The organism is Heyndrickxia acidicola, assembly GCF_001636425.1.
GTDB classification, from domain to species: Bacteria; Bacillota; Bacilli; order Bacillales; family Bacillaceae_C; genus Bacillus_AE; species Bacillus_AE acidicola.
In genome coordinates, this window is record NZ_KV440953.1 from 3,012,251 (window position 1) to 3,037,461 (window position 25,211).

Annotated in this window: 20 protein-coding genes and 3 riboswitches; all 20 genes read right to left on the minus strand. The window is 42.6% G+C overall.

Annotated features, from left to right (window positions below):
* Positions 1-61: 61 nt before the first annotated feature.
* The 20 genes from purD to A5N88_RS14150 all read right to left on the minus strand — a co-directional run bounded on the left by purD (position 62) and on the right by A5N88_RS14150 (position 25,208).
* Positions 62-1,324 (minus strand): phosphoribosylamine--glycine ligase, encoded by a 1,263-nt coding sequence (purD, locus tag A5N88_RS14055; protein WP_066267152.1) that lies wholly within the window; start codon positions 1,322-1,324, stop codon positions 62-64.
* Positions 1,325-1,500: 176 nt separating this feature from the next.
* The gene (gene purH, locus A5N88_RS14060; RefSeq protein ID WP_066267155.1) at positions 1,501-3,030 is read right to left on the minus strand and encodes a bifunctional phosphoribosylaminoimidazolecarboxamide formyltransferase/IMP cyclohydrolase; all 1,530 of its coding nucleotides are present in this window, start codon (positions 3,028-3,030) and stop codon (positions 1,501-1,503) included.
* Positions 3,031-3,245: 215 nt separating this feature from the next.
* Positions 3,246-3,851 carry a phosphoribosylglycinamide formyltransferase gene (gene purN, locus A5N88_RS14065; protein ID WP_066267165.1) on the minus strand — a complete coding sequence of 202 codons (606 nt, stop codon included), beginning with the start codon at positions 3,849-3,851 and terminating at the stop codon, positions 3,246-3,248.
* Positions 3,848-4,891, minus strand: a complete 1,044-nt coding sequence (gene purM, locus A5N88_RS14070; protein ID WP_066267167.1) for a phosphoribosylformylglycinamidine cyclo-ligase — start codon at positions 4,889-4,891, stop codon at positions 3,848-3,850. The genes purN and purM overlap by 4 nt, the downstream gene beginning before the upstream one ends.
* A 53-nt stretch (positions 4,892-4,944) precedes the next feature.
* Positions 4,945-6,369 carry an amidophosphoribosyltransferase gene (gene purF / locus A5N88_RS14075; protein ID WP_066267170.1) on the minus strand — a complete coding sequence of 475 codons (1,425 nt, stop codon included), beginning with the start codon at positions 6,367-6,369 and terminating at the stop codon, positions 4,945-4,947.
* Positions 6,354-8,606, minus strand: coding sequence for a phosphoribosylformylglycinamidine synthase subunit PurL (purL, locus tag A5N88_RS14080; RefSeq protein WP_066267173.1), 2,253 nt, complete (start codon positions 8,604-8,606; stop codon positions 6,354-6,356). The genes purF and purL overlap by 16 nt, the downstream gene beginning before the upstream one ends.
* Positions 8,590-9,273 (minus strand): phosphoribosylformylglycinamidine synthase subunit PurQ, encoded by a 684-nt coding sequence (purQ, locus tag A5N88_RS14085; protein WP_066267175.1) that lies wholly within the window; start codon positions 9,271-9,273, stop codon positions 8,590-8,592. The genes purL and purQ overlap by 17 nt, the downstream gene beginning before the upstream one ends.
* Positions 9,270-9,524, minus strand: a complete 255-nt coding sequence (gene purS / locus A5N88_RS14090) for a phosphoribosylformylglycinamidine synthase subunit PurS (RefSeq protein ID WP_066267177.1) — start codon at positions 9,522-9,524, stop codon at positions 9,270-9,272. Before purS ends, purQ begins: the two co-directional genes overlap by 4 nt.
* Positions 9,517-10,239 carry a phosphoribosylaminoimidazolesuccinocarboxamide synthase gene (gene purC, locus A5N88_RS14095; protein ID WP_066267179.1) on the minus strand — a complete coding sequence of 241 codons (723 nt, stop codon included), beginning with the start codon at positions 10,237-10,239 and terminating at the stop codon, positions 9,517-9,519. The genes purS and purC overlap by 8 nt, the downstream gene beginning before the upstream one ends.
* A gap of 180 nt (positions 10,240-10,419) precedes the next feature.
* Positions 10,420-11,718 carry an adenylosuccinate lyase gene (purB, locus tag A5N88_RS14100; RefSeq protein ID WP_066267181.1) on the minus strand — a complete coding sequence of 433 codons (1,299 nt, stop codon included), beginning with the start codon at positions 11,716-11,718 and terminating at the stop codon, positions 10,420-10,422.
* Between the two features lie 28 nt (positions 11,719-11,746).
* Positions 11,747-12,883, minus strand: a complete 1,137-nt coding sequence (gene purK / locus A5N88_RS14105; RefSeq protein ID WP_066267184.1) for a 5-(carboxyamino)imidazole ribonucleotide synthase — start codon at positions 12,881-12,883, stop codon at positions 11,747-11,749.
* On the minus strand, positions 12,876-13,364 hold the full coding sequence (purE, locus tag A5N88_RS14110) for a 5-(carboxyamino)imidazole ribonucleotide mutase (RefSeq protein ID WP_066267186.1): 489 nt from the start codon (positions 13,362-13,364) through the stop codon (positions 12,876-12,878). The genes purK and purE overlap by 8 nt, the downstream gene beginning before the upstream one ends.
* A gap of 262 nt (positions 13,365-13,626) precedes the next feature.
* A riboswitch (purine riboswitch) is annotated at positions 13,627-13,727 on the minus strand.
* 83 nt (positions 13,728-13,810) lie between these two features.
* Positions 13,811-14,008: an NETI motif-containing protein gene (locus A5N88_RS14115; protein ID WP_066267189.1), complete on the minus strand. Its 198-nt coding sequence runs from the start codon at positions 14,006-14,008 to the stop codon at positions 13,811-13,813.
* Entirely contained in the window at positions 14,005-14,547 is a 543-nt protein-coding gene (locus A5N88_RS14120; RefSeq protein ID WP_066267192.1) for a DUF2179 domain-containing protein, read from the minus strand. Before A5N88_RS14120 ends, A5N88_RS14115 begins: the two co-directional genes overlap by 4 nt.
* Positions 14,548-14,826: 279 nt before the next feature.
* The gene (gene ptsG, locus A5N88_RS14125) at positions 14,827-16,911 is read right to left on the minus strand and encodes a glucose-specific PTS transporter subunit IIBC (RefSeq protein WP_066267194.1); all 2,085 of its coding nucleotides are present in this window, start codon (positions 16,909-16,911) and stop codon (positions 14,827-14,829) included.
* 202 nt (positions 16,912-17,113) lie between these two features.
* Positions 17,114-17,956: a glucose PTS transporter transcription antiterminator GlcT gene (glcT, locus tag A5N88_RS14130; protein ID WP_066267196.1), complete on the minus strand. Its 843-nt coding sequence runs from the start codon at positions 17,954-17,956 to the stop codon at positions 17,114-17,116.
* 183 nt (positions 17,957-18,139) lie between these two features.
* Positions 18,140-19,468 carry an NCS2 family permease gene (locus tag A5N88_RS14135; RefSeq protein WP_066267197.1) on the minus strand — a complete coding sequence of 443 codons (1,329 nt, stop codon included), beginning with the start codon at positions 19,466-19,468 and terminating at the stop codon, positions 18,140-18,142.
* 107 nt (positions 19,469-19,575) lie between these two features.
* Positions 19,576-19,678: riboswitch (purine riboswitch) on the minus strand.
* Positions 19,679-19,877: 199 nt separating this feature from the next.
* Positions 19,878-21,431 carry a glutamine-hydrolyzing GMP synthase gene (gene guaA / locus A5N88_RS14140; protein WP_066267199.1) on the minus strand — a complete coding sequence of 518 codons (1,554 nt, stop codon included), beginning with the start codon at positions 21,429-21,431 and terminating at the stop codon, positions 19,878-19,880.
* A 212-nt stretch (positions 21,432-21,643) separates the two neighbouring features.
* Positions 21,644-21,745: riboswitch (purine riboswitch) on the minus strand.
* Positions 21,746-21,802: 57 nt separating this feature from the next.
* A complete protein-coding gene (locus tag A5N88_RS14145; RefSeq protein WP_066267200.1) occupies positions 21,803-24,022 on the minus strand; it encodes a transglutaminase TgpA family protein in 2,220 nt (739 codons plus the stop codon).
* Positions 24,015-25,208 carry a DUF58 domain-containing protein gene (locus A5N88_RS14150; protein ID WP_066267203.1) on the minus strand — a complete coding sequence of 398 codons (1,194 nt, stop codon included), beginning with the start codon at positions 25,206-25,208 and terminating at the stop codon, positions 24,015-24,017. Before A5N88_RS14150 ends, A5N88_RS14145 begins: the two co-directional genes overlap by 8 nt.
* Positions 25,209-25,211: the final 3 nt, after the last annotated feature.

Below are 25,211 nucleotides of genomic sequence, written 5' to 3' on the forward strand. Positions count from 1 at the left end.
CCTCCCTATCAAAGACAAAAAAACGCTGCAGAAAGCTCAATTTTCTGCAGCACCTTTTTCACTATACTTTTAAAGCCTTCTTACCGATGTCATGGCGGTAGAAAAAGTGGTCAAGCGATTGATTATCCAGGTGAGTGTAGACCTTTGCGATTGCTTCCTCAACCGTTTTGCCTTTGGCTGCTGCCACAAGGACTCTGCCGCCGTTTGAAACAAGCTGCTTTTCCTCATTTAATTGAGTACCCGCGTGAAAAACTTCCACGTGATTACCAAGAGATTCGATACCGGAAAGACGAACGCCTTTATCATATTGTCCTGGATATCCTTTTGATGCCACTACCACGCCAACAACTGCCTCAGGTGACCATTTAATGTCAGGCTCTCTTCCCTCAAGAATGTCCAGGATGATGGTTTCAAGATTAGATTCCAGTCTTGTAAGAACCACCTGTGTTTCTGGATCTCCAAATCTTGCATTGAACTCTATAACCTTAGGACCCTCATTCGTTAATATCAATCCTGCATACAATATGCCTGTAAAGCTTTTCCCTTCTTCCTTTAATGCTTTTGCTGCAGGCTTTAAGATTGTATCTACAGCAGACGCGACTGCTTCATCAGAAATCTGGGGCACAGGAGAATAGGCACCCATTCCGCCTGTATTTGGGCCTTTATCTCCATCAAAGGCACGTTTATGATCCTGTGCAATCACCATTGGATATACATTTTCTCCTTTTACAAAAGCCATCAATGAAAACTCTTCGCCCTCAAGAAACTCTTCTATTACGACTTCTGCCGCCGCATCTCCAAACTTTCCGCTGGCCATGATATCGTCAAGAGCTGCTATCGCTTCTTCTAAAGTAAACGCGACTGTTACGCCTTTGCCTGCTGCCAGGCCGTCCGCTTTAATGACAATGGGAACGCCATACGCCTCCACATACTCCTTTGCGGCAGACAAATCATTAAACACACGGTACGAAGCAGTTGGGATGTTGTAGGCTTTCATGAGGTCTTTTGCAAAGGCTTTGCTTCCTTCAATCATTGCCGCTTCTTTTGTAGGGCCAAATATACAAAGACCCTCTTCTTCAAATGCGTTCACGATGCCTGCTGTTAAAGGATCCTCGGGGCCTACGATGGTCAAATCGATTTGCTCTTCCTTTGCAAAAGAGATCATAGCCGGAAAGTCACTTTCTGTAATGGAAATAAGCTCTGCATCCATTCCAATTCCTGCGTTTCCTGGCGCACAGAAAACCTTGGTTACCCTGCTGCTTTCATTCAGTTTTCTGCAAATGGCATGCTCACGGCCGCCTCTTCCGATAACAAGTATCTTCATTTTCCTAACTTCCCCTCTCCTGAACTCATTGCAAACGTATTTATCTTGATGCTTTGCTCTTTTAATATTCCATGTTGATCACTGCTCATTGTTTAACTCAGTGAACTTTCTTCTGAACTGAAAACGTGTGAAACCGCAGCTTCACACGAGTAAACAATAGAGTTCTTTTACAAAGCTTAATGCTTAAAGTGGCGAACGCCTGTGAATACCATTGTGATGCCGTACTCATCCGCTTTTTTGATGGAGTCCTCATCGCGGATGGACCCTCCCGGCTGTATGATGGCAGTAATGCCAGCTTTTGCTGCAGCTTCAACCGTGTCATCCATTGGAAAGAATGCATCTGAAGCCAGAGCCGCTCCTTTAGCTTGGCTTCCTGCTTGGGTCAAGGCAATTTCAGCGGAACCTACACGGTTCATTTGGCCGGCACCAATTCCTACTGTCATTTTATCGTTTGCCACCACAATAGCATTGGACTTCACATGCTTTACCACTTTCCAGCCGAGCTTTAGGGCTTTCCATTCCTGCTCAGTCGGCTGGCGTTTGGTAGGAACGGTAATGTCTGCATCCTCATATGAATAGGTATCCTGTTCCTGCACAAGCAATCCGCCCTCTACTGAGGTATAAATGGATTCCCGTTTTGTTTTTTCATTGAACGGCACAGTAAGCAGGCGAAGATTCTTTTTGGCAGTTAAAACCTCCAGAGCTTCTTCTGTAAAATCTGGGGCAATCACGATTTCAAGGAAAATTTCATGAAGCTTTAATGCCGTCCCTTTATCTACAGGCATATTAAAGGCAACAATTCCTCCAAAGATGGATTTTGAATCTGCTTCATAAGCACGCTGGAAGGCTTCTTCCGCTGTTGCCCCCACTCCAATTCCGCATGGATTCATATGCTTAACGGCTACAGCTGCCGGCTCCGCAAAATCCTTTACCATTTGCAGAGCAGCATCTGCATCGCGAATATTATTAAAGGACAGCTCTTTGCCATGCAGCTGCTTGGCATGGGCAATGGAAAATTTGGAACCTAAAGAATTGACATAAAAGGCGGCTTTTTGATGAGGATTTTCTCCATAGCGAAGCGGCTGCTTCAACTGATAGGAAACCGTAATCTGCTCAGGCTGTTCTTCACCGGAAAGGGTTGTCATATAATCAGCTATCATGGCATCATAAGCCGCTGTATGGCGGAAGACCTTTGCAGCAAGCTTCCGGTTTGTTTCCTTTGAAACTCCGCCCTGCTCCCTCAGCTCTTTTAAAATACCTGCATAATCACTTGAATCCACTACCACTGTTACATACTCATGATTTTTCGCAGCCGATCTAAGCATGGAAGGACCGCCAATATCAATGTTCTCAATCGCTTCATCTACTGTAACCTCTGGCTTTGCGATTGTTTGCTGAAAAGGATATAAATTTACACAAACAAGATCAATCAGGGAAATTCCTTGTTCATCCAGCTGTGCCTGATGTTCAGGAATACGTTTTGCAAGAAGGCCTCCATGTACAAACGGATGAAGGGTTTTGACTCTGCCCTCAAGCATTTCGGGAAAACCCGTTACTTCCTCAATCCCAATTACCTTAAGACCTGCATCCTCCAATGCTTTTTTGGTACCTCCTGTGGAAACAAGCTCAAAGCCTAATGCTGCAAGTTCATTGGCAAATTCCGTTACACCTGTTTTATCTGATACACTGATTAGTGCTCTTTTCATACTGCCTGCGCCTCCTTGGTAAAATGACGATGGTGTTTGTTATTGGCATTTTTTCGCATTGATTGTTGTTTTCGTGAACTAATAGATTCGTGTTTTAATCATGTCTTTTCGTGAGCTATTGACAATTCACAAAACAGGACTTGTGGTTAAATTTTTTACACAACAAGGTTTACGAAAAGCGCCTTACATGGCTTTCTTAAAGGATCATGTTGTTTTTAACTCATTCGGGTGAAACGGCCTGTCGCATCGAACTCTACATCTTTTGTAAATCTGCCCAAAACCTCAGGGTAAAGGCGATGCTCAACTGCATGGATTTTCGCTGCCACATCCTCTGCGCCCTCGCCTTGAAAAATAGAAACAGCCTCTTGGGCAATAATAGGGCCTGTATCCATTCCTTCATCCACAAAGTGCACCGTTACCCCCGTTACTTTCACGCCAGCGCTTATGGCCTGGCTGATGGCATCCTTGCCCGGAAACGAAGGCAAAAGAGATGGATGGATATTCACAATTCTGCCGGGGTAGGCCCTTAGCAGGGTAGGGCCTATTAATCTCATATAGCCGGCCAAAACCAGAAGCTCTACATCTCTTTTCCTTAGTTCCTCCGCAATTTCTGTTTCAAATTCCTCTTTGGAGCCATACTCCTTTGGATTGAAAGAAAACACTGGTACCTGAGCCTGAAGGGCCCTCTCGATAACAAAGGCTTCCTTGCGGTCGCATACCAGCAGCTCTACCGACGCATCCAGCCTGCCTTTCTTGATTTCATCCTGAATGGCTTGAAAATTACTTCCGCTTCCCGATGCAAAAATGGCTATTTTCATCATTGCCTGTCATTTCCTTCTGCAAAATGTACGCCTGTCTGCTCCACAATCGAGCCGATTTTATACGCTTTCTCCCCCTGCTGATTAAAGAAGGAAATCAGCTTTTCCGCGTGTTCTTCCTTAACGGCCAGCACAAAGCCGATACCCATGTTAAAGATATTAAACAATTCCTTCCTGTCCAATCCTCCCTCACGTCCGAGGAATTCAAAAACGGGAAGTATTGGCCAGGATCCAAGCTCAATGCTCGCTCCAAGGTGTTCAGGAAGCATCCTTGGAATATTTTCGATAAAACCGCCGCCTGTAATATGGGCCATCCCTTTAATCGGCCACTCTTTCATAGCTTCAAGAACAGGCTTTACATAAATTCTGGTTGGCCTTAAAAGCTCCTCGCCCAATGTGCATCCAAGCTCCGGAAATGTTTCGTTGACAGAAAAAGCATTTTGTTCAAAGCAAATTTTTCGAACGAGCGAATAGCCATTGCTGTGAATGCCGCTTGAAGCAAGACCGATGAGCACATCGCCAGCGGTGATGTGCTCGCCGGTAATAAGATTCTGTTTTTCTACGGCGCCTGCCGAAAATCCGGCTAAATCATATTCATTCAGATCGTACAAGCCGGGCATTTCTGCTGTTTCTCCGCCAATTAGTGCACAGTTTGCCAGTACACAGCCATCTGCTATTCCTTTTACAATCTGTTCAATCTTCTCAGGTACAGCTTTTCCGCATGCAATATAATCTAAAAAATAAAGCGGCTCTGCACCCTGAACGACAATATCATTGACACACATAGCCACACAATCGATTCCAATCGTGTCGTGCTGATCCATCATAAAGGCAAGCTTCAGCTTTGTTCCAACCCCATCTGTTCCTGACACGAGCACAGGCTCCTTTAAATTCAGGGCAGACAAATCAAACATGCCGCCGAATCCGCCAACCTGGCCCAATACACCAGCGCGGGCTGTTCTTGCCGTATGCTTTTTCATTCTCTCTACTGACTCATAGCCCGCTTCTATATCTACACCTGCTTGCCGGTAAGCATTTGCCACTCTATATCCCTCCGTATCGTTTTACACATTTCCCGTAAGGTGTGGTTCCCTTCTTAACGGACAAGCTCCTTTTCGTGTGGAAGTACTGTGTCCGGATAAATTTCCGTAGGGTACTTGCCTGTAAAGCAGGCTAAGCACTGACCGCAATTGCTGTCTTCAAAACCTTTTCTTCCAACTGCTTCCACCATTCCTTCTACACTTAAGAAGGTGAGTGAATCCGCACCAATGATTTCGCAAATTTCCTCGACTGTATGGGTTGAGGCGATGAGTTCTTCATGTGTGGATGTGTCAATTCCATAGAAGCATGGATTTTTCATGGGCGGTGAACTGATGCAGACATGGACTTCTTTTGCGCCTGCTTCCCTTAGCATTGTGACAATTCTCCGGCTCGTTGTTCCGCGCACAATCGAATCATCCACCATAATAACCCGCTTTCCTTCTACTACACCGCGGACTGGCGAAAGCTTCATCTTCACACCCTGTTCACGAAGAGACTGTGATGGCTGGATAAAGGTCCGGCCGACATATCGGTTTTTGATCAGTCCCATTTCATAGGGAATTCCGGCGCTCTCTGCAAAACCGATGGCTGCAGAAATACTTGAATCAGGAACACCCGTTACAACATCGGCTTCAATTCCTGCCTCCAGCGCGAGCTTTTTCCCCATTCTTTTTCGCGCTGAATGCACATTAATTCCGTGAATATTGCTGTCTGGTCTTGAAAAATAAACATATTCCATCGTACAGATGGCACTGTCTGTTGAATAAGTAAATGGCTCAGAGGAAATACCCTCATTATTGATGACAATCAATTCTCCTGGCTCTACATCGCGGATAAACTCGGCACCCGTGATATCAAAGGCACAGGTTTCCGATGCCACACAGTATGCATCCCCAATTTTCCCAATGGAGAGCGGACGCAGACCGTTGGGATCTAATGCCACCAGCATCTCCGTTTCCGTCATGATTAAGAAAGCATAGGCTCCTTTAATCATAGTAAGAGCATTTTTTAATCGATCCTTCATCGATGTAAATCCGCTGCGCTTCATTAGGTGCGCCAAAACCTCTGTATCCGAGCTCGTTTGAAAAATACTTCCCTGCATCTCCAGCTGATGCTTCAGGGCATTGGCATTCACAAGGTTGCCATTATGCGCCATAGCAAGGCTGCCGCTTTGAGAGTGAAAGAGGAGCGGCTGGACATTTTCGATTCCTCCGCCGCCTGCTGTCGCATATCGTACATGACCGATTGCTGAGCGCCCTCTTAAACCCTGAATCTTATTTTCTGTAAAAACTTCCGTGACAAGCCCTTCCCCTTTAGTGGCTTGTAATCTCTCCCCATCCGTAACAACGATTCCCGCACCTTCTTGACCACGATGCTGCAAACTGTGTAACCCATAATACGTGATGCGCGGAGCGTCGGAATGTCCCCAAATCCCGAATACACCGCACTCTTCGTTTAACCCCTTTATTTCAGCAAGCATGGAATAGCTCCTCTCCAGACATCCTCGCATTCCTGGATGTTTGCTTCAATTAAAACTTCTCCGTTCTCCCCTGTAATCGTAAGAATGCCCGTTTGGACAACCTGCCCAATATTCACGGCATCTTCCATCATCTCTTCAAATTGAGCTTTTTTGTCCGCTGAAACAGATATGATAAATCTTGATTGCGATTCACTGAATAAAGCAGCTGTTGGATTGCCAGCAAGTGTAACCTCTGCCCCAAAGCCTGTTCCAAATAAGCATTCAGCAATGGCAGCGGCTGCCCCGCCTTCTGAAATATCATGAGCTGATGAAACAAGTCCATTTCTGATCGCTGCAAGCAATTGCTTCTGGCGTTTCTGTTCTATTTCCAAATCAATAGAAGGTGATTTCCCGGATATGGATCCAAACAACAGCTTTTGCAGTTCACTGCCGCCAAACTCTGCTTTTGTTTCACCTATTACGTAAATATAATCCCCGGCTGCTTTAAAAAATTGAGTCGTAATATGGTCCAAATCCTCAATCAATCCGACCATACCAATAACCGGTGTTGGATAGATAGCTACCTGGCTGCTTTCCCCCTTGCCCCCGGCAGCTTCTTTTGTCGTCTCATTGTAAAGTGAAACATTTCCGCCGATAACCGGTGCTTGAAGTGCTTCACATGCACGGCTGATTCCATCTGCCGCTTTCTCCATTTGCCAGAACACTTCAGGTTTTTCAGGATTTCCAAAATTTAAATTGTCCGTAATGGCAAGCGGCTCTGCACCGGAGCAGACAATATTTCTAGCTGCTTCTGCTACGGCTATCTCACCGCCTGTTTCCGGATCAAGGTATACGTAACGGGAGTTACAATCTGTCGTCATTGCTAAGGCTTTGCGCGTTCCGCGGATGCGGACGACAGCTGCATCTGAGCCCGGAGCGACCACCGTATTCGTACGGACCTGATAATCATACTGGCGGTAAACCCACTCCTTGCTTGCAATGGTAGGCTGTTTTAATAGATTTAATAATGTATCCTTGTAATCTATTACTGCAGGAATCTCTTCCTTCATTGCTTGAAATTCCCGATAATAAACTGGCTCTTTTGATGGCTTTGTGTAAACCGGAGCTTCATCCACCAGTGCTTCGACAGGCACATCCGCCACCACATTGCCCTTATGGGTAAGCTTTAACGTTTTTGCTTCTGTTACCTTGCCTACAGCTACGGCTTCAAGCCCATATTGTGAGAACAAATCCTTAATTTCCTGCTCATGCCCTTTTTTAACGACAATCAGCATTCTTTCCTGGGATTCTGAAAGCATCATCTCATAAGCCGTCATTCCGATTTCCCGCTGTGGAATTAAGTCCAGGTTCATTTCAATTCCCGAACCCGCTTTACTCGCCATCTCTGCAGAGGAACTCGTTAGTCCGGCAGCTCCCATATCCTGAATGCCGACAAGAGACTCATATTGGACGAGCTCCAGACAGGCTTCAAGCAGCAGCTTCTCCATAAAGGGATCCCCCACTTGAACAGCAGGACGGCTTTCTTCTGACTTTTCACTTAGCTCAACCGATGCAAAGGTTGCACCATGAATGCCGTCTCTCCCTGTTTTTGCCCCAACATACATAACCGTGTTTCCAACACCATGCGCCTTTCCCTGCTGAATGTCCTTATGGTCAATCAACCCGACACACATTGCATTAACAAGCGGATTTCCGTCATAGGAGGGATCAAACTGGATTTCCCCACCGACTGTCGGTATTCCAATACAGTTGCCATACCCCGCAATTCCTGCTACAACTTCTTTGAACAGGTATTTGACACGGGGGGATTCAAGCTCCCCGAACCTCAAAGAGTTCAGCATGGCAACCGGCCTGGCTCCCATGGAAAACACATCCCGGATAATCCCGCCTACACCTGTTGCCGCTCCCTGATAAGGCTCAATCGCCGAAGGGTGGTTGTGGCTCTCAATTTTGAACACAACCGCCTGGCCGTCGCCGATATCAACAATGCCAGCTCCTTCTCCAGGCCCCTGCAGAACCTTTTCTCCTGTAATCGGAAATTTTTTGAGTACTGGCTTTGAATTCTTATAGCTGCAATGCTCTGACCACATTACCGAGAACAGGCCGGTTTCGGTATAATTTGGCGATCTGCCCAATAGACACTCAATCATCGCAAACTCTTCGTCGGTTAATCCCATCTCACGGTAGATTTTTTGTTCTTTGATGTCTGACGGATTCGGTTCAAGCATTAACGGCATGTGATTCCCTCCAATTTTTCACGATTGATTGAAAAAGCCTTAAACCATCGGCGCTTCCGAGCAGTGCATCCACTGCTCTTTCAGGATGGGGCATCATTCCCAGCACATTTCCCTGTTCGTTTGTAATGCCCGCAATGTTCGCTATGCTGCCATTTGGGTTATTTTTATACGTAAAAACGATCTGTCCATTTTGTTTAAGTGCTGCAAGTGTCGCTTCATCACAATAGTAATTTCCCTCTCCATGGGCAATGGGAATGTTGATTTCTTCATTTTTTGAATAAAGGGAAGTGAAGAAGTTATCTGTATTTTCCACCGTTAGCTGAACAGTATCACAGGCAAATTGCAGGTGCTCGTTCCTTCTCATCGCTCCTGGAAGAAGCCCTGATTCTAATAAAATTTGAAACCCATTGCATACCCCTAGGACAGGCTTTCCTGCTTCAGCTGCCTTCACCACTTCTTTCATTACATTTGAAAAACGGGCAATGGCTCCTGAACGGAGATAATCGCCATAGGAAAATCCTCCAGGAAGAAGGATACCGTCAAAGCCGCTTAAATCCTCTGCGTCATGGCGGACGTATTCAACTTCCTCACCCAGTTCATCCTGAATCGCATGAAACATATCAATATCACAATTTGAGCCCGGGAACACGATGACAGCAAAATTCACTTCGGTACACTCTCCTCTATCTCATAGCGGTAATCTTCAATGACCGGGTTCGACAGCAAACGCTGGCACATTTCATTGATTAATTCATCTATATTGCGTTCTGAAGCTTCAATAGAGAGTTCCATAAATTTTCCAATACGTACATCCTGAACATCCTGATAATTCATACTGTGTAGTGCATTCATAACGGCTGACCCCTGCGGATCGAGCACACTGTTTTTTAATGTAACAAACACTTTTACTTTATACATGGGAAGCTGCTCCTCTCAAGCGGTTTAATATCTCCTGGTACCCTTTGGTTAAATCTCCTAAATCCCTGCGAAAAACATCTTTATCAAGCTTTGTATTTGTATCGGCATCCCAGAGACGGCATGTATCCGGCGAAATTTCATCAGCCAGTATAATAAAACCATCAGCATCCTTTCCAAATTCCAGCTTGAAGTCAATTAACCGCACCCCAATGCTTTGGAAAAGCTTGTTAAGTTCTTCGTTAATCTTTAAAGCCTGAGCCCTCAAAATATCTAATTCTGGCAAACTTGCAATTTCAAGAGTGAGAATATGATCCTCATTTACAAGAGGGTCACCGAGCTCATCATTTTTAAAGTAGAATTCTACAATCGACTCTTTTAAACCCGTTCCTTCTTCAAGGCCAAGCCGTTTCGAAAGGCTCCCGGCTATCACATTTCTTACTACTACCTCTAAAGGAATAATGTCAACTTTTTGAACCAGCTGCTCTTTTTCCGATAACCTTTGAATAAAGTGACTGTTAATTCCCTTACTTTTTAATAGTGCGAAAATAAGGCTTGTAATCTCATTATTTAAGACACCCTTACCGGCAATCTCGGATTTTTTCTCACCATTAAATGCTGTTGCGGAATCCTTGTATTCCACACGCACAACCAATTCTTGATCAGTAGAATAAATGCGTTTCGCTTTTCCTTCGTACAACAACCTATTTTTCTCCATGGTGCAGCTCCCCTTTTTTAAAGAATAGGCCAATTAAATTTCAATGTTGATCACTCTCGTTTATTAGCTCATTCGTGTAAAAGCAGGAGTTTCACACCAATGAGCTAAAAAACAACAGTTTCCTTTAACAAAGCCAAAGAATAAGGTGATTCGGCAGCTGGCACCGAATCACCCGGTACCTTATTCGTTTAATTTTAAGCGGTCAAAAATGGTATCAACATGCTTCAGGTGATAATGATAATCAAAGCAGTCGGCTATTTGTTCAGGTGATAATTTAGCTTGTACAGTCGGATCCTCTTCAATTAACTGACGGAAAGGAACCTGAGTTTCCCACGCTTCCATCGCTTTTGGCTGAACGGTATCATATGCAGCCTCGCGCGACATGCCTTCATCAATCAAAGCAAGGAGGACACGCTGAGAGTAGATAAGTCCAAGTGTTTTATCCATATTGCGTTTCATATTCTCAGGGAAAACCGTCAAGTTTTTAACGATATTTCCAAATCGGTTCAGCATATAGTTAAGGGCAATGGTGGCATCCGGTAAAATAATCCGTTCAGCAGAGGAATGTGAAATATCTCTTTCATGCCATAAAGCTACGTTTTCATAGGCAGTGGTCATATAACCGCGAATCACTCTGGCCATCCCTGTCATATTTTCTGAGCCAATGGGATTTCTCTTATGCGGCATAGCGGAAGACCCTTTCTGGCCTTTTGCAAAAAATTCTTCTACTTCACGGATTTCGCTTTTTTGCAGCCCGCGGATTTCCACCGCAAATTTTTCAATCGATGTCGCAATAAGAGCGATGCTTGCCATGTAATAAGCATGACGGTCGCGCTGAAGCGTTTGGGTTGAAATTGGGGCTGGCTGCAGCCCTAATTTTTCACAAACATACTGTTCAACGAATGGATTGATATTGGCATACGTACCGACTGCTCCTGAAATTTTTCCGAATTCTACATCGGCAGCTGCCTGCTTGAAACGTTCCAGGTTGCGCTTCATCTCTTCGTACCAGAGTGCGATTTTCAATCCAAATGTGGTCGGCTCTGCATGTACCCCATGTGTACGCCCCATCATAACGGTATATTTATGCTCCATTGCTTTTACGCGAAGGATTTCAATGAATTTCTCAAGATCTTTCAGAAGGATAGAGTTTGCTTGTTTTAATACATATGAAAGGGCGGTGTCCACAACATCCGTAGACGTTAATCCATAATGAACCCATTTCTTTTCGTCACCAAGGCTTTCGGAAACTGCCCGGGTAAAAGCTACAACATCATGTCGTGTTTCTTCTTCTATTTCTTTAATCCTCTCAACACTAAAGGTAGCATTGTCCCTAATTCTTTGAACGTCTTCCTTCGGTATATCCCCTAGCTCAGCCCATGCTTCGCATGCAAGGATTTCTACCTCCAGCCATGCGTTAAAGCGGTTTTCTTCTGTCCAAATTGATCCCATTTCAGGGCGTGTATAACGTTCAATCATGTTACAATGCCTCCAGTTTCCTCTGTATTTAACGAACAGGAATCTTCCAAATCTCATGCTCATTCAGTTCTTTTAACGTGGCTTCCATATCATTCGTTAAGGTAGTAATATGACCCATTTTGCGGTTTGCCTTCGCTTTTTCTTTTCCATACAAATGGATGGACCATTCAGGCTGACGGGAAATCCACGTATACAGTTCCTCTGTATGCTGACCCAATATATTAACCATCACAGCAGGCTTTAATAATTCAGTACTTTTTAACGGCCAGCTGCAAATAGCTCTAATATGCTGTGCAAATTGTGAAATCTCGCAGGCTTCAATGGTATAATGGCCTGAATTATGAGGTCTTGGGGCCAGTTCATTTACAAAAACGGAACCATCCCTTGTGACAAACATCTCGACTGCCAGCGTTCCTACAAGCTGAAGGTGGCCAGCAAGTGCAATGGCAATGTCTGAGGCTTTTTCCTTTATTGTATCTTCTGTTCTTGCCGGGACAATAGTCTGGTGAAGAATGTTATTGACATGTATATTTTCCCCCATTGGGAAGCATTTCATTTCCCCAGACGGATTTCTTGTCACAATCACGGAGACTTCTTTTTCAAAAGGAACCCACGCTTCCAGTACACAGCTGCCATGGCTAAGCAAAATGGAAGCCTCGGATATCTCCTCCGGTGTATGCATCACATATTGCCCTTTCCCATCATAGCCGCCTCTGGCTGTTTTTAATACACATGGAAACCCAAGATGATGAGCCGCTTCCCTTAATGATTCAAGTGAATCAATCACTTTGTATGGGGCCACTTTGATGCCGGCTTCCTCAATGGCTGCTTTCTCAATAATCCGATCCTGTGTAATCCGGATCAATTCCGCCCCTTGAGGAATATAAGACTTTTGAGAGATCTTCTTTAACGCTTTGTAATCGATATTTTCAAACTCATAGGTGATGACGTCCGACTTTTCAGCAAGTTCCTCCAAAGCAGATTCATCATGGTAGGAAGCGATAATTTGCTGGTCTGCCACTTGTCCGCATGGGGAATCCGGGGACGGGTCCAGAACTACGACCCTAAATCCTGCTTCCTTGGCTGCTAATGCCATCATTCTGCCCAGCTGTCCTCCGCCTATGATTCCAATGGTTTGTCCTGGTGCAATAAATTGATTAGACAAGCTGATCACTGCTTTCCAACGCCATATTTTTCATTTCTGCTCTTCGATTTATTAATGCTTTCGAAAGCTCAGAATCCTCTACAGCAAGGATCTGGGCAGCCAAAAGCCCCGCATTTGTTGCCCCGGCTTTGCCAATTGCAACGGTAGCAACTGGTACACCTCCAGGCATTTGTACAATAGATAGCAATGAATCGAGGCCGTTGAGCGCTTTGGATTGCACCGGAACCCCAATAACGGGAAGCACTGTTTTGGCAGCCACCATGCCAGGCAAATGTGCCGCACCGCCTGCACCGGCAATGATCACTTTTATTCCCCGTTCCAACGCAGACTCAGCATATTCAAACATTAGCTCCGGTGTCCGATGCGCTGAAACAACTTTTTTCTCATAATGAATGCCTAATTCGTCTAGTATTTCACAGGAATGCTTCATTGTTTCCCAATCCGAGACACTGCCCATAATCACACCTATTTTGGCGTTCATCTTATTCCTCCATTTTTCTTCTGTAGTTAAGATAAAAAGTGTTTTTATATGAATTTTTTTACATAATCTAAAACCGCCGCCATGGTCCCTATCTTCCATTTAAAAAGGAACCTTTACAAAATGATGCATCTTATATAGCAGCAAAGTTTAACAAAAAGCCGTTAAATAAAAAAACCAGATAAACGGCCTTCTTCTTCAATGAGAGAAAGCAATTCATCTGGCAGGACACCGAAATAGACATCATTCTACATGACATGTCCCCAAAATCTCTACTTTCCCTCATAGTCCAATTATTTACGGTAATTGGGTAGAAACGTATGGGCCATATTCCCATTATATATGAGGGTGCTATTCACTTTGACACTTCCATCTTAACAGGTGCTTCTATGTACGTCAACAAGAAAAAATCGAACAAAACGATAAAATCTATTATTTTTGTTCGTGTTTTACTCCATTAATAATCCTTCAAAGACAATCTTTTGAGCAATCGGCCGGTAGTTTACTTCTCCCGCCTCCTTCACTTCTTCAAAGATCGGCTTCTCCATTCTTCGTACCGGCATATAGCCTTCCTTTTTCATTCGGTCTAAACAATCGGAAATCGTTTCATTTTCTTGTACTTCAAATTGCTTTTTCTTTTTTGTCATATGTGCAGTTTCCCTTTCTTAACCTGCTTCACCCAAAAACCGCCATGAATTGCTTTTGGTTCATAAGCAATAATGAACGCTTTAGGATCCAATTCTTTAATGTTTTGATATAGCTTTAACTCATACTTTCTGGGAGTAAGAATCTGCAGGGCCATACGGTCTCCTTCCAGCCCCTCAGCAGCCCAATTTGTCACACCATATCCCTTCTCACGCAGCTGTTTTGGAAGATCTTTATCATATTCTTTCGTAATAACATTTACGGTAATGTAACCGAGAGCCAGCTTCTCCTCAATCTTCATTCCCGCGATGACACCCGTACCATAACCAACTGCATAAGCAATAATATTTTGTATATGATTTAAATTACCCAGTACCAGACCAAGCCCTACTATATAGATGACAATCTCGATCATGCTGACAAATGCAGCGATATAGCGGTACCCCTTCAGGGTGAGGATCATCCTCATGGTAAAGAAAGATACATACACCACATTAATGATAAAAATAATCAGGACCATGACAACACTATTATGCAACACTTTCACCACCTCTTTCCAACAAAAAAACTACTACTAATCACTATGTCACTTATAACTAAATCTTAAACGAACACAGAAAAAAAGCGACTGCAGCGCTGTACTCCACTAAAGGGGTCTGACCCCTTTCAGCCTTTACTGTACTAAAGTTCCTTTGATACATCAACATTTTATATACTTTTTATTTCTTTGGTACTAGGCTTTGATAAATTCCACATAACTTTGTACTTAAAAACGCAAAGAAAGAGCCGTTTCCTATTAAATAGGAAACGGCTCCTTTCATTATTGAATAGAGATAATTGCTTTTTCCCCTAAATCAACTTTTCCTGGCTTTTCTAATACTACTTTTTCTCCTTCTTTCAGGTTGGTGAAAACAATCGGAGTCATAATAGAAGGAACTTTACTCTTTAAGAATTCAAGGTCAACATTTAACAGAGGTTGTCCAGCTTCAACGCTGTCCCCTTCTTTCACGAGGGTTTCGAAGCCTTCACCTTTTAAGTTTACGGTATCGATTCCTACGTGAATCAGAATTTCTCTGCCGCCAGCAGATTCAATGCCCAGAGCATGCTTTGTTGGGAATACATTTACAATTTTACCTTTTACCGGTGATACAATCGTGCCCTCTGTAGGAAGAATAGCGAAACCATCGCCCATCATTTTCCCAGAGAATACTTGGTCAGGTACCTCAGTAATTGGTTTTAGTTCTCCCATTAATGGTGAAACATATTCTTCATGGATATTCTGGTCTTTTACATCTGTTTGCAATACACCCGGCTGAACGTCTTCAATTTGCTGCTGTATTTCCACATCCGGATTTGTTTTCGCAGGACGAGGACGTTTTCCACTTATAATATCTTTCATTTGTGATTTTAAGGTATCGGATCTAGGTCCGAAGATCGCTTGAATATTATTTCCCACTTCAAGCACACCGGCAGCACCAAGCTTTTTAAGACGTTCTTTATCAACATCCTTCACATCTTTAACTTGAACACGAAGTCTTGTTATACATGCGTCAAGGCTAGCGATATTTGGCTGTCCGCCCATTGCTTCAAGAATTTCATAAGGAAGGTCATTCACTGGGCCGTTTGCTGCACCAGCTGCCTCATCTTCTTCCACATCTTCACGACCTGGTGTTTTAAGATTAAACTTGCGGATAGCGAATCGGAATCCGAAGTAATAAATAACCGCAAACACTAAACCTACAGGAATAACCCACCACCAATGAGTTTGTGGATTTAAAACACCAAATAATACAAAGTCAATTAAACCGCCAGAGAAAGTCATACCAATCTTAACATCCAGCAATTGCATAACCATGAAAGAAAGACCTGCAAATACCGCATGGATTGCGAATAACACTGGAGCTACAAACAAGAATGAAAATTCAATTGGTTCAGTGATACCAGTTAAGAAGGAAGTTAACGCTGCAGAACCCATAATCCCCGCAACAAACTTTTTACGTTCTGGACGGGCTTCATGATAGATAGCTAATGCAGCTGCTGGAAGACCAAACATCATGAAAGGAAACTTACCAGCCATAAACGTACCAGCTGTCAAGTGTTTAACACCATCTTTTATTTGAGCCATAAAAATGGCTTGGTCACCATGAACTACCTGGCCTGATTTAGATGTGTAAGAACCAAATTCAAACCAGAAAGGAGCATACCAGATGTGATGCAGACCAAATGGCACCAGCGAACGTTCAACAAGCCCGAAAACAAATGCTGCCAAAGTCGGCTGTGAATTCAGCATAAAGTTCGAGAAGTTATTAAGCCCCGTTTGAATTGGCGGCCATATTACAAGTAAAACTAACCCTAAAACAACAGCTGAGACCGCTGTTACAATTGGTACAAATCGTTTTCCTGCAAAGAATCCTAAATAGGATGGAAGTTCAATTTCAAAGAATTTATTGTACATTGCAGCTGCCACAATACCAATAATAATACCGCCAAACACACCTGTTTGAAGGGTTGGTACTCCAAGGACTAAAGCATAGGCAGGGTTGACATGAGCACCAGTTACTTGAGACATTTGAAGGTTTAATGCAACCCCCATGGTCGTATTCATAATTAAATAACCAACAATGGCCGCAAGTCCGGCAACACCTTCACCGCCGCTCAAACCAACAGCAACCCCAACTGCAAACAACAGCGCAAGGTTACTAAAAACAGCTCCACCGGCTCCTGCCATAATAGCTGCAATTTGTTTCACCCAGCCAGCGTCAAGGAATGGAGCAACATTTACGAGCGTCGGGTTTGTTAATGCTGTACCCACTGCAAGCAAAATACCTGCTGCAGGCAGGATAGCAACCGGCAGCATAAGTGCTTTACCAACCTTTTGTAACACACCAAAGATTTTCTTAAACAAGGTCTTACCCCCCTCTAAAATTTAAATCCAACAACATTGAGATGCACGCTTTTTATGCAAAATAAAACAAAAAAAAGGCATGAGGAAAGAGATGAAAAATAAGTATACGGGTATCGTTCCCCAAACATACTCATTGCATAATCATCTTTTTCTCTCATGCCTGATCGTATCAGTAACACGTAAAATAAATAATTTCAATATGCTATTTAATTTTATGTTGAATACGCTGCAGATGCATTGTTAAATAGACAACCTCTGCATCATAGACGGGCTTTTTCAATGTTTGTTGCATTATTTTTATCAGCTTCCAGGCAAGATTATAGCACAAAGGATATTCTGTTTTCAAGAACAGTGCAATTTTTTCTGGTTCTTCTACTTTGTCCCCGTTTAATACCCTGTCAATTGTGTATCTTAAATGGCGTACAAGCCTCATATAATTAATGTGATCGCGATTAAGCTGTATATTAAATTGACCTTCAACCGTTTCAATCAATTTGGCAATTAATTGAGAGTGCTGATTTAAATCCGATAATTGCTTATTGGTAATCGCACTGTGTATATGCAAAGCAATGAAACCAATCTCGCCTTCTGGAAGATCAATATTGGCAGCCTCATTAATAAATTCAATTACTTCCCGAGCAATCTCATATTCACGGGGATATAAGATCTTGGTCTCAGAAATAAAAGGATTTTTGATTGCCATACCTGCAATAGTACGGTTAATCGCAAAAAGTAAGTGATCGGTTAATGCCACATGGATATGTTCATTTAAAATAGAAGAGGATCTCTTGCGAATTAATTCAATTGAAGAAATGATGATTTCAAGCATATCATTTTCAATTGTCGGCAGCAATTTCTTATATTGCTCCTGTTCCTTCTCACTCTTCATCACAAACATTTTCTCCGCTGATTCTCGAGTAATGGCATCGCCCCTTTTACGATTAAAGCCAATCCCCTTGCCAATCAGGACCATTTCCTCATACTCAGGATGAGAGGCAATCAAAACATTGTTATTAAGGACTTTTTTAACCTCAAATGCTTCCATGATATTTCTCCCCAAAACGACAAATTTCGTGCATACTCTAGTGTAGCGAAAAGTTGTATGATAATCAATTTTATATTTTCCTCCATAAAATTAATTATTATATTCAAAAAGGGAGTGTTTGTAAAAGAATATATTGGTTCCAAATAAAATAGAGCCGCTACAAAAGTCGCGGCTCTTAAGTCATTATTTTAAGAAAATGAAATAAAGTAAGAAAATCACAAAGAAGAAATACATTACAGGATTAAGCTCTTTAATTTTTCCTTTTACGATCATTGTAATCGGATAGAAGATAAATCCAATGGCGATCCCTGTTGCGATACTGTACGATAATGGCATTGTAATCATAGTTAGAAAGGCAGGGACTGCAATTTCAAATCGATCCCATTCGATATGCCTCAATGATGATACCATTAAAGCTCCAACAATAATAAGTGCAGGTGCTGTCACAGGTGCTGTAATAACGGATAACAGCGGGAAAAAGAACAGTGACAGAATGAATAATCCAGCTGTTACTAATGATGCAAACCCTGTTTTTGCGCCAGCAGCTACCCCTGCAGAAGACTCAATAAAAGAAGTCGTTGTTGAAGTTCCTAATACAGCTCCGACCATTGTTGCGATAGAGTCTGATACCAATGCCTTCCCAGCGTTTGGAAGTTTATTATCCTTCATTAATCCAGCCTGATTGGCAACGGCTACTATGGTTCCTGCGTTATCAAAGAAATCTACGAATAAAAACGTAAGAATAATGCCGATCATACTTGTTGACCAGAAAGAATGATCTCCAAAGGAAGAGAATACCGCACCAAAAGTCGGATGCAGACTTGGTACGCCGCTGACCACTTTGTGAGGTACAGCAATTAAACCAAAAATCATGCCCACAACAGCAGTGACAATCATACCATAAAAGACTGCGCCTTTAATTTTTCTTGTCATCATGATAACAGTAATGACAATTCCAAAGATTGCAAGCAATGTAGGCCCTTTTGATAAGTCGCCAAGCCCAACTAGCGTAGCATCATTTTTCACAATAATTCCTGCGTCTTGAAAACCAATAAAGGTAATAAATAAACCGATACCCGCACCCACCGCATGCTTCAATTGAACTGGAATTGCGTTTATAATTTTTTCACGAAGTCCTGTAAGAGTTAAAAGAAAGAAAAAGACACCCGAAATGAAAACCGCACCAAGTGCATGCTGCCAAGGAATTTTGCTTCCCAGCACAACAGAATAAGCAAAAAATGCGTTTAATCCCATACCAGGTGCCAAAGCCAGCGGATACTTTGCCAGCAGCCCCATAACGATTGATCCGATTGCAGCCGCAATGGCAGTCGCAACGAATACTGAACCATAATCCATTCTCATAGAATCCGGAAGACCTTTAATACTTGAAAGAGACAATGTCAGTGGATTAACGACCAAAATATAGGCCATGGCCAAAAAAGTCGTTAAACCGCCCAAGAATTCTTGGCGATAACTCGTGCCCAATTCTTTGAACTGATAGTACTTTTGCATTTCCTTTACCCCCTAAAATAGTCTTTCATCTACATAATAAAAACGCTCCGGTTTCCACCGAAGCGTTTGACTATAGGCATAAGTACGAATAAAGAGAAAACTTCCCCTTTATGTAACACTCGCCTCGTAGTCAAGCTCTTTACGGCAGCTTGGTAGAAACTTATCGGGCCATATCCCCGAAATTATACGATGTGACGTATTCTCTTATGGGAAAATTGTATCATGTCGAAATGTGTCCGTCAACAAAAAAATACGAACGTTTTTTTACCAAATTATAAATACGTTCGTATTTTTATATAAAAATTCTAGTAAGAATCGTATTGCTGATTGCACTAAAAAGTCCGTATTACAAATGTGATGTACATCCTTTAACGGCAGCACCACAAAAGGATGTACCTAAAAGTTTTAGTTACTCCCACTCAATGGTTGCAGGCGGCTTACTGGTAATGTCATACACTACTCGGTTAATGTGAGACACTTCATTGACAATCCTTACGGAAATTTTCTCGAGAACATCCCATGGTATTCTTGCCCAGTCTGAGGTCATTCCATCAATGGAAGTAACGGCACGAATTCCTATTGTGTAGTCGTAAGTCCTTGCATCACCCATTACCCCTACACTTCTGATATCAGGAAGAACTGTGAAGTATTGCCAAATATCACGATCAAGGCCAGCTTTCTTAATTTCTTCACGCAAGATATAATCAGATTCCCTTACAATCTCCAATTTGTCTTCTGAAATAGCACCAAGAACACGAATTCCAAGCCCTGGTCCAGGGAATGGCTGTCTCCATACAATTTCATCAGGAATGCCCAGCTCAGTGCCCAGTGCACGTACTTCATCCTTAAAAAGCGCATTTAATGGTTCAATTAAAGTGAATTTCATATCCTCTGGCAGACCGCCCACATTATGATGCGACTTAATTGTTTGAGCTGTTGCCGTACCGCTTTCAATAATATCTGTATACAGCGTTCCCTGAGCAAGGAAGTCAATTCCCTCCAGCTTGGCTGCTTCATCATCGAAAACATAGATAAATTCATTGCCAATGATTTTACGCTTTTGCTCTGGGTCAGACACTCCCTCAAGCTTAGACAAGAAGCGGTCACGGGCATCAATTTTAATGACATTCATGTTGAAACCGTCAGAAAAGGTCTTCATAACACTTTCTGCTTCACCTTTGCGAAGGAGGCCGTGATCCACGAACATACATGTCAGCTGGTCTCCAATTGCTTTATGAATAAGAACAGCTACCACGGAAGAATCCACTCCGCCGCTTAATGCACAAAGAACCTTTTTGTCCCCAACCGTTTGACGGATTTTCTCCATCTCAATCTCAATAAAGTTTTCCATGGACCATTCAGCTTTGCATTCACAAACACCAAAAACAAAATTCTTTAGAAGCTCATTCCCATACACAGAGTGCCTTACCTCCGGGTGAAATTGAACTGCATATAGATGGCGCTCAGGATCACTCATAGATGCAATTGGGCAATCGGCACTTGTCGCATTTACCACAAACCCTTCAGGAGGAGCTGTAACCAAATCCCCATGACTCATCCATACAACTTGCTCTTCAGGAAGTTCATCAAATAAACGGGACTGCTTCCTTACCGTGATGCTCGCCTTCCCATACTCACGGTTTTTGGCAGGCTCAACCTTTCCATTAAAATGCTTTGTCATCAGCTGCATACCGTAACAAATTCCGAGTACCGGAACACCCAGTTCAAAGATTGCTTCGTCACAACGGAAAGAATTCTCATCATAAACACTGTTAGGTCCGCCGGAAAAAATAATTCCCTTCGGATTCATCGCTTTTATTTCCTCAACGGAGATGGTGTGAGGATGCAATTCACTATAAACACCAAACTCTCGAATTCTTCTTGTGATTAATTGGTTATACTGGCTGCCAAAGTCCAATACAACAATAATTTCCTGATTTTCTAAAGATGCGTTTTGAGACATGCAGATTCCCCCGTTTAATAAATTTTTTGGTAACACGAAAAAAGCTTAAGGCGCCAGTTCAGGGACGTACATATTTTCTTCCCGCCTGCCTATAATTCCCTAAAAAAAAACTAGAATTCCACCTCTAATAAATTAGAAGGCAGAATTCTAGTCTGATAAGCATACGAAACGGTACACTAAAATAATCCATAGCAAGATGATGCCTGGACAAACACAAAGAAGTCTGCCTTCATAGTCAAATCATTTAAGGTGATCTGGTAGAGACTCTCGAACCTTATTTCCGAGATTATATGAAGAGCACTGGGATCAGCTGAAACTACTAATCCCGCGGATTAAGTTTGTCACCATTTTATACTTGAATACCAGTTGGGTCAACCCGCTGTTTTTCTTATTAAATTTTCCCATAATTCGCTATATTCTTTCCAGTCTCCAAGGTCTTCAGCTCCCTTATATAAATACTTCTCATATTGTTTGGTGAGCATCATCATAGTCCCAGTTTCAAAATAGGAATCTACATAAACGGCATATTCGCGCAGCGTCTGATTTTCCTTTCGTTTAATGCCATATTGATCCAGCTGCTTTAAGAGAAGGAGGTATGCCTTGGCAAAGGTTTCTGTTCCGCTCTTTTTTCGGTAAAGCCAAATCAGTATGAATGGCATCCATTTTTTTCGATACAAGAATAGGAAAAGGCAGACGATGGCAAAAAATATAACACTTATAATCATTGACGTTTTATGGTTTTTCACAAAAGAACTGATTTTCTGCATATTACTTTGGGATGGTGCTTTTATTTTTGCATTCGAACCATTGTCCAGTAAGTCTTTTTGAGGCTTAAGCGGCTTTTTGGGCTGAATCGGCGCCAATGGCTTTTGCTCTTTTTCAGCTAAAGACCCCTGCACATTTTCATGGACGATTGTTTGACCAAAAAAACCTTTTGTCGGTTCAAATGGAATCCAGCCATCCTTTGGAAACCATACTTCAGGCCAAGAATGGGCATCGTTATTGGTAATCTGATAAGTCCTAGTACCATCGCTTGTGGAATTTGTATAATTTCCGGGTGCATAACCTTTTACCCATCTTGCCGGTACACCCGCTGCTCTTAACAGCACAACCATTGATGTCGAGAAGTTATCACAATACCCCCGCTTTGTTATAAATAAAAATTGATCTACATAATCCTGATTTTTGCCGGGAATGGCTACATTTTTTTTGTCATACGTAAATTGTCCGGATTGAAGGTATGATTCTATATCAACCGCCTTATCATACCAATTCTTATCGCCTTTAGTGATTTGGGCAGCGAGCTTTTTCACCCTTGCAGGCAAAGACTTTGGCAGCTCCAGGTACTTAGGATCCTCCTCATTTTTTGATCCCTCAGCCGTTGTCGATTCCAGTTCCTTTTTTTGATATTCCGGAACGACGTAGTTGATCCCATATTGAACGATCGTGGGATGAGTTGTATCTGATTCATACGGTGTAATTTTTTCCGTTTGATCGTTTAGTACAAAATTATTCGGCAGTCCCGAAGAAATGGATTGGATGCCATATGGATAAGCCAGATAAGGCATGGGATGTTGATAGATGAGAAAGGCACTTTTCTGTCCCCCATAAGAGGTGTCCTTCCCCTGCTCCTCGAGTTTCCAGATCATTTCACCCGTTGTGTAGAATGAATTCCCCTTGCTATCTTCAGAAGTCCACCCCTTACCTGTATACGTATCCTTTGTTTCTACTTTCCAATATTGATCAGAATCCACCTTTGCCTCAAAAACTACTTGATTGTCTCCTATAAAAGGGCCGCCGAGCCTCGTATCATTTTCACGCAGCCCCATGTCCAATCCTTCTAAGCCTCTGGGTCCGTTTAATCGGTCACTCGCCAGGATTGAATTAATAAAAGGGCCTGGGTCAGGAAGGATGGCCTTGGATTTAGGCATTTCATATCCAAACACCAATACAGCACTGACAAATATGGAGAAGGGAATCAGCCACTTCACCCAATGGGCAGGGAAGCTGAGGAACGGACCTTCTTCTTTTATTTTTTGAAAAAAAAGGATTCCCAGCAGAATGAGACCGATTGCCATTGAATGCACAATCGCCTTGCTTCCGTCATATCGGGTAAACGTATCAAGAATACATACATAAATCACTGTCATAATAAAAAAAAGCAGCATATTTCTTTTAACAAGCATCCAATATCGCAAAAGGTAAGTAATAAGCCAGAGCAGTACAAAAAACAACAGGCTTCTGAATTCATTTGATAAAGAGTCCAGCTTATCGGAAAATAAAAGTCCCGTATTTTGCCATACATGTTCGCATAGCTTTATCACCCAGGTGAGTTGAAAAAAAGATTCACCAAAGTAAAGGGAATGGATGGAGAATAAAATAAATACCCCTTTAAGTATAATCCCTATCCATCTTGGAGCCTTGACCGCGTACAGGAAAAAGGCCATACCAATAAATACGATAAACACATTGAAGTTTCCGGTCTCCGTAAGCTGGCTCAGAGGCTTTATCCACTCCATAAGAAGCGAAAAACCTAATACATATAGAACGACTGTAAGAAAGGCCGGTGTCTTTTCCATTTGCCTACTCATTCTTCTTCACCCCTGCCAGCGCCGTCCGGAACCCATCTTCATATAGAAATTTAATATAAATTTTTTCATTGTAAGCCCGCTGATGCAATTCCTGTTCTTCGCTTGTGATTGATTCTCCCCTGTTTTTAATCACAAACACAACCGCTGCTCCTTTCCTTTTGGCAAGATGATATAGACTTTGAATCATTTCTTCCTCTAGCTTCGAGGTAATCATCATCAGGGCAGCGGAAGGATGATAGAAAAGAGAGTTTCCTTTCAAAATAGAAGCAAAGGGAAATGGACTGTCCGCTTTCACCTTAGCCAAATGATGGAATAGTTGATATTGTTGCTGCTCTCCGCCTCTTATGGGAAAAATCGAATGATCCTGTCCCACGGAATAAAGGCCTGTCTGTCCGCCGTGACGCAAAATGCTTCGGATAAGGGAGGCTGCAAACGTAACACAAAGCTCAAAAGCAGATGATGGAGTACGGTCGATAATCATTAAAACATCATGTGATTGATATACTTCAAATTCTTTTGTTTGAAGGTCATTGAGGCGGGCTGTAGCCTTCCAGTCAATCCAGGTAAAACGGTCTCCCGGCTGATACGGCCTTACTCCAGTTACCATTGTGGTATCATTTTGAACTTTATACTGCGATGCTGTTGAGCCCTGCTCATAACGGCTTTCAATGGTTCTGTATATCACATCTGTATAGGGAGGGAACACCAGAATGGTATACGGGCAGGAAACATGCACTTCTTTTTCCAATAGCCCAAGCGGATCCCCTGTTTTTAATTTTATCTCTCCCATTTTGTATTCTCCCCGCTGCAGGTTGGGAATCACAAGCTCCAGCTCTATTCTTCTTTTAAACCTTGGAAAAACAATGACCTTTCTCATTCCCAATTCAGGACTGGAATCATGATGGAGGGATATATAAAAAAGAGGAAAGGGGTTGCTTCTTTGTATAGATACATTCATGGTAAGCTGGTCTCCAGCGCTATATTGCAAGCTTTCAAGTTTGGTTTCTACACGAAAATGCTTCTTAGCAGAAAACTGAAGAAGCAAGGCATATAAAGCAATGGGGCTAAAAGAATAAAAAAGAAACCAGCTGACATATCCCCCTTGAAATAACGCAAACAATAGGACTGAAAACAGCATAAGAACAACAAAAAATATTCTGGCGCCGGCTTTCATTTTCCTGAACATTCT

Coding starts and splice junctions, on each gene's coding strand:
- purD (WP_066267152.1), bottom strand. CDS start 1,324: ATGAAGATACTTGTTATCGGAAGAGGCGGCCGTGAGCATGCCATTTGC.
- purH (WP_066267155.1), bottom strand. CDS start 3,030: ATGAAAAGAGCACTAATCAGTGTATCAGATAAAACAGGTGTAACGGAA.
- purN (WP_066267165.1), bottom strand. CDS start 3,851: ATGATGAAAATAGCCATTTTTGCATCGGGAAGCGGAAGTAATTTTCAA.
- purF (WP_066267170.1), bottom strand. CDS start 6,369: ATGCTTGCTGAAATAAAGGGGTTAAACGAAGAGTGCGGTGTATTCGGG.
- purL (WP_066267173.1), bottom strand. CDS start 8,606: ATGCCGTTAATGCTTGAACCGAATCCGTCAGACATCAAAGAACAAAAA.
- purS (WP_066267177.1), bottom strand. CDS start 9,524: ATGTATAAAGTAAAAGTGTTTGTTACATTAAAAAACAGTGTGCTCGAT.
- purC (WP_066267179.1), bottom strand. CDS start 10,239: ATGGAGAAAAATAGGTTGTTGTACGAAGGAAAAGCGAAACGCATTTAT.
- purB (WP_066267181.1), bottom strand. CDS start 11,718: ATGATTGAACGTTATACACGCCCTGAAATGGGATCAATTTGGACAGAA.
- purE (WP_066267186.1), bottom strand. CDS start 13,364: ATGAACGCCAAAATAGGTGTGATTATGGGCAGTGTCTCGGATTGGGAA.
- A5N88_RS14115 (WP_066267189.1), bottom strand. CDS start 14,008: ATGACAAAAAAGAAAAAGCAATTTGAAGTACAAGAAAATGAAACGATT.
- glcT (WP_066267196.1), bottom strand. CDS start 17,956: ATGGAAGCATTTGAGGTTAAAAAAGTCCTTAATAACAATGTTTTGATT.
- A5N88_RS14135 (WP_066267197.1), bottom strand. CDS start 19,468: ATGCAAAAGTACTATCAGTTCAAAGAATTGGGCACGAGTTATCGCCAA.
- guaA (WP_066267199.1), bottom strand. CDS start 21,431: ATGTCTCAAAACGCATCTTTAGAAAATCAGGAAATTATTGTTGTATTG.
- A5N88_RS14145 (WP_066267200.1), bottom strand. CDS start 24,022: ATGAGTAGGCAAATGGAAAAGACACCGGCCTTTCTTACAGTCGTTCTA.
- A5N88_RS14150 (WP_066267203.1), bottom strand. CDS start 25,208: ATGTTCAGGAAAATGAAAGCCGGCGCCAGAATATTTTTTGTTGTTCTT.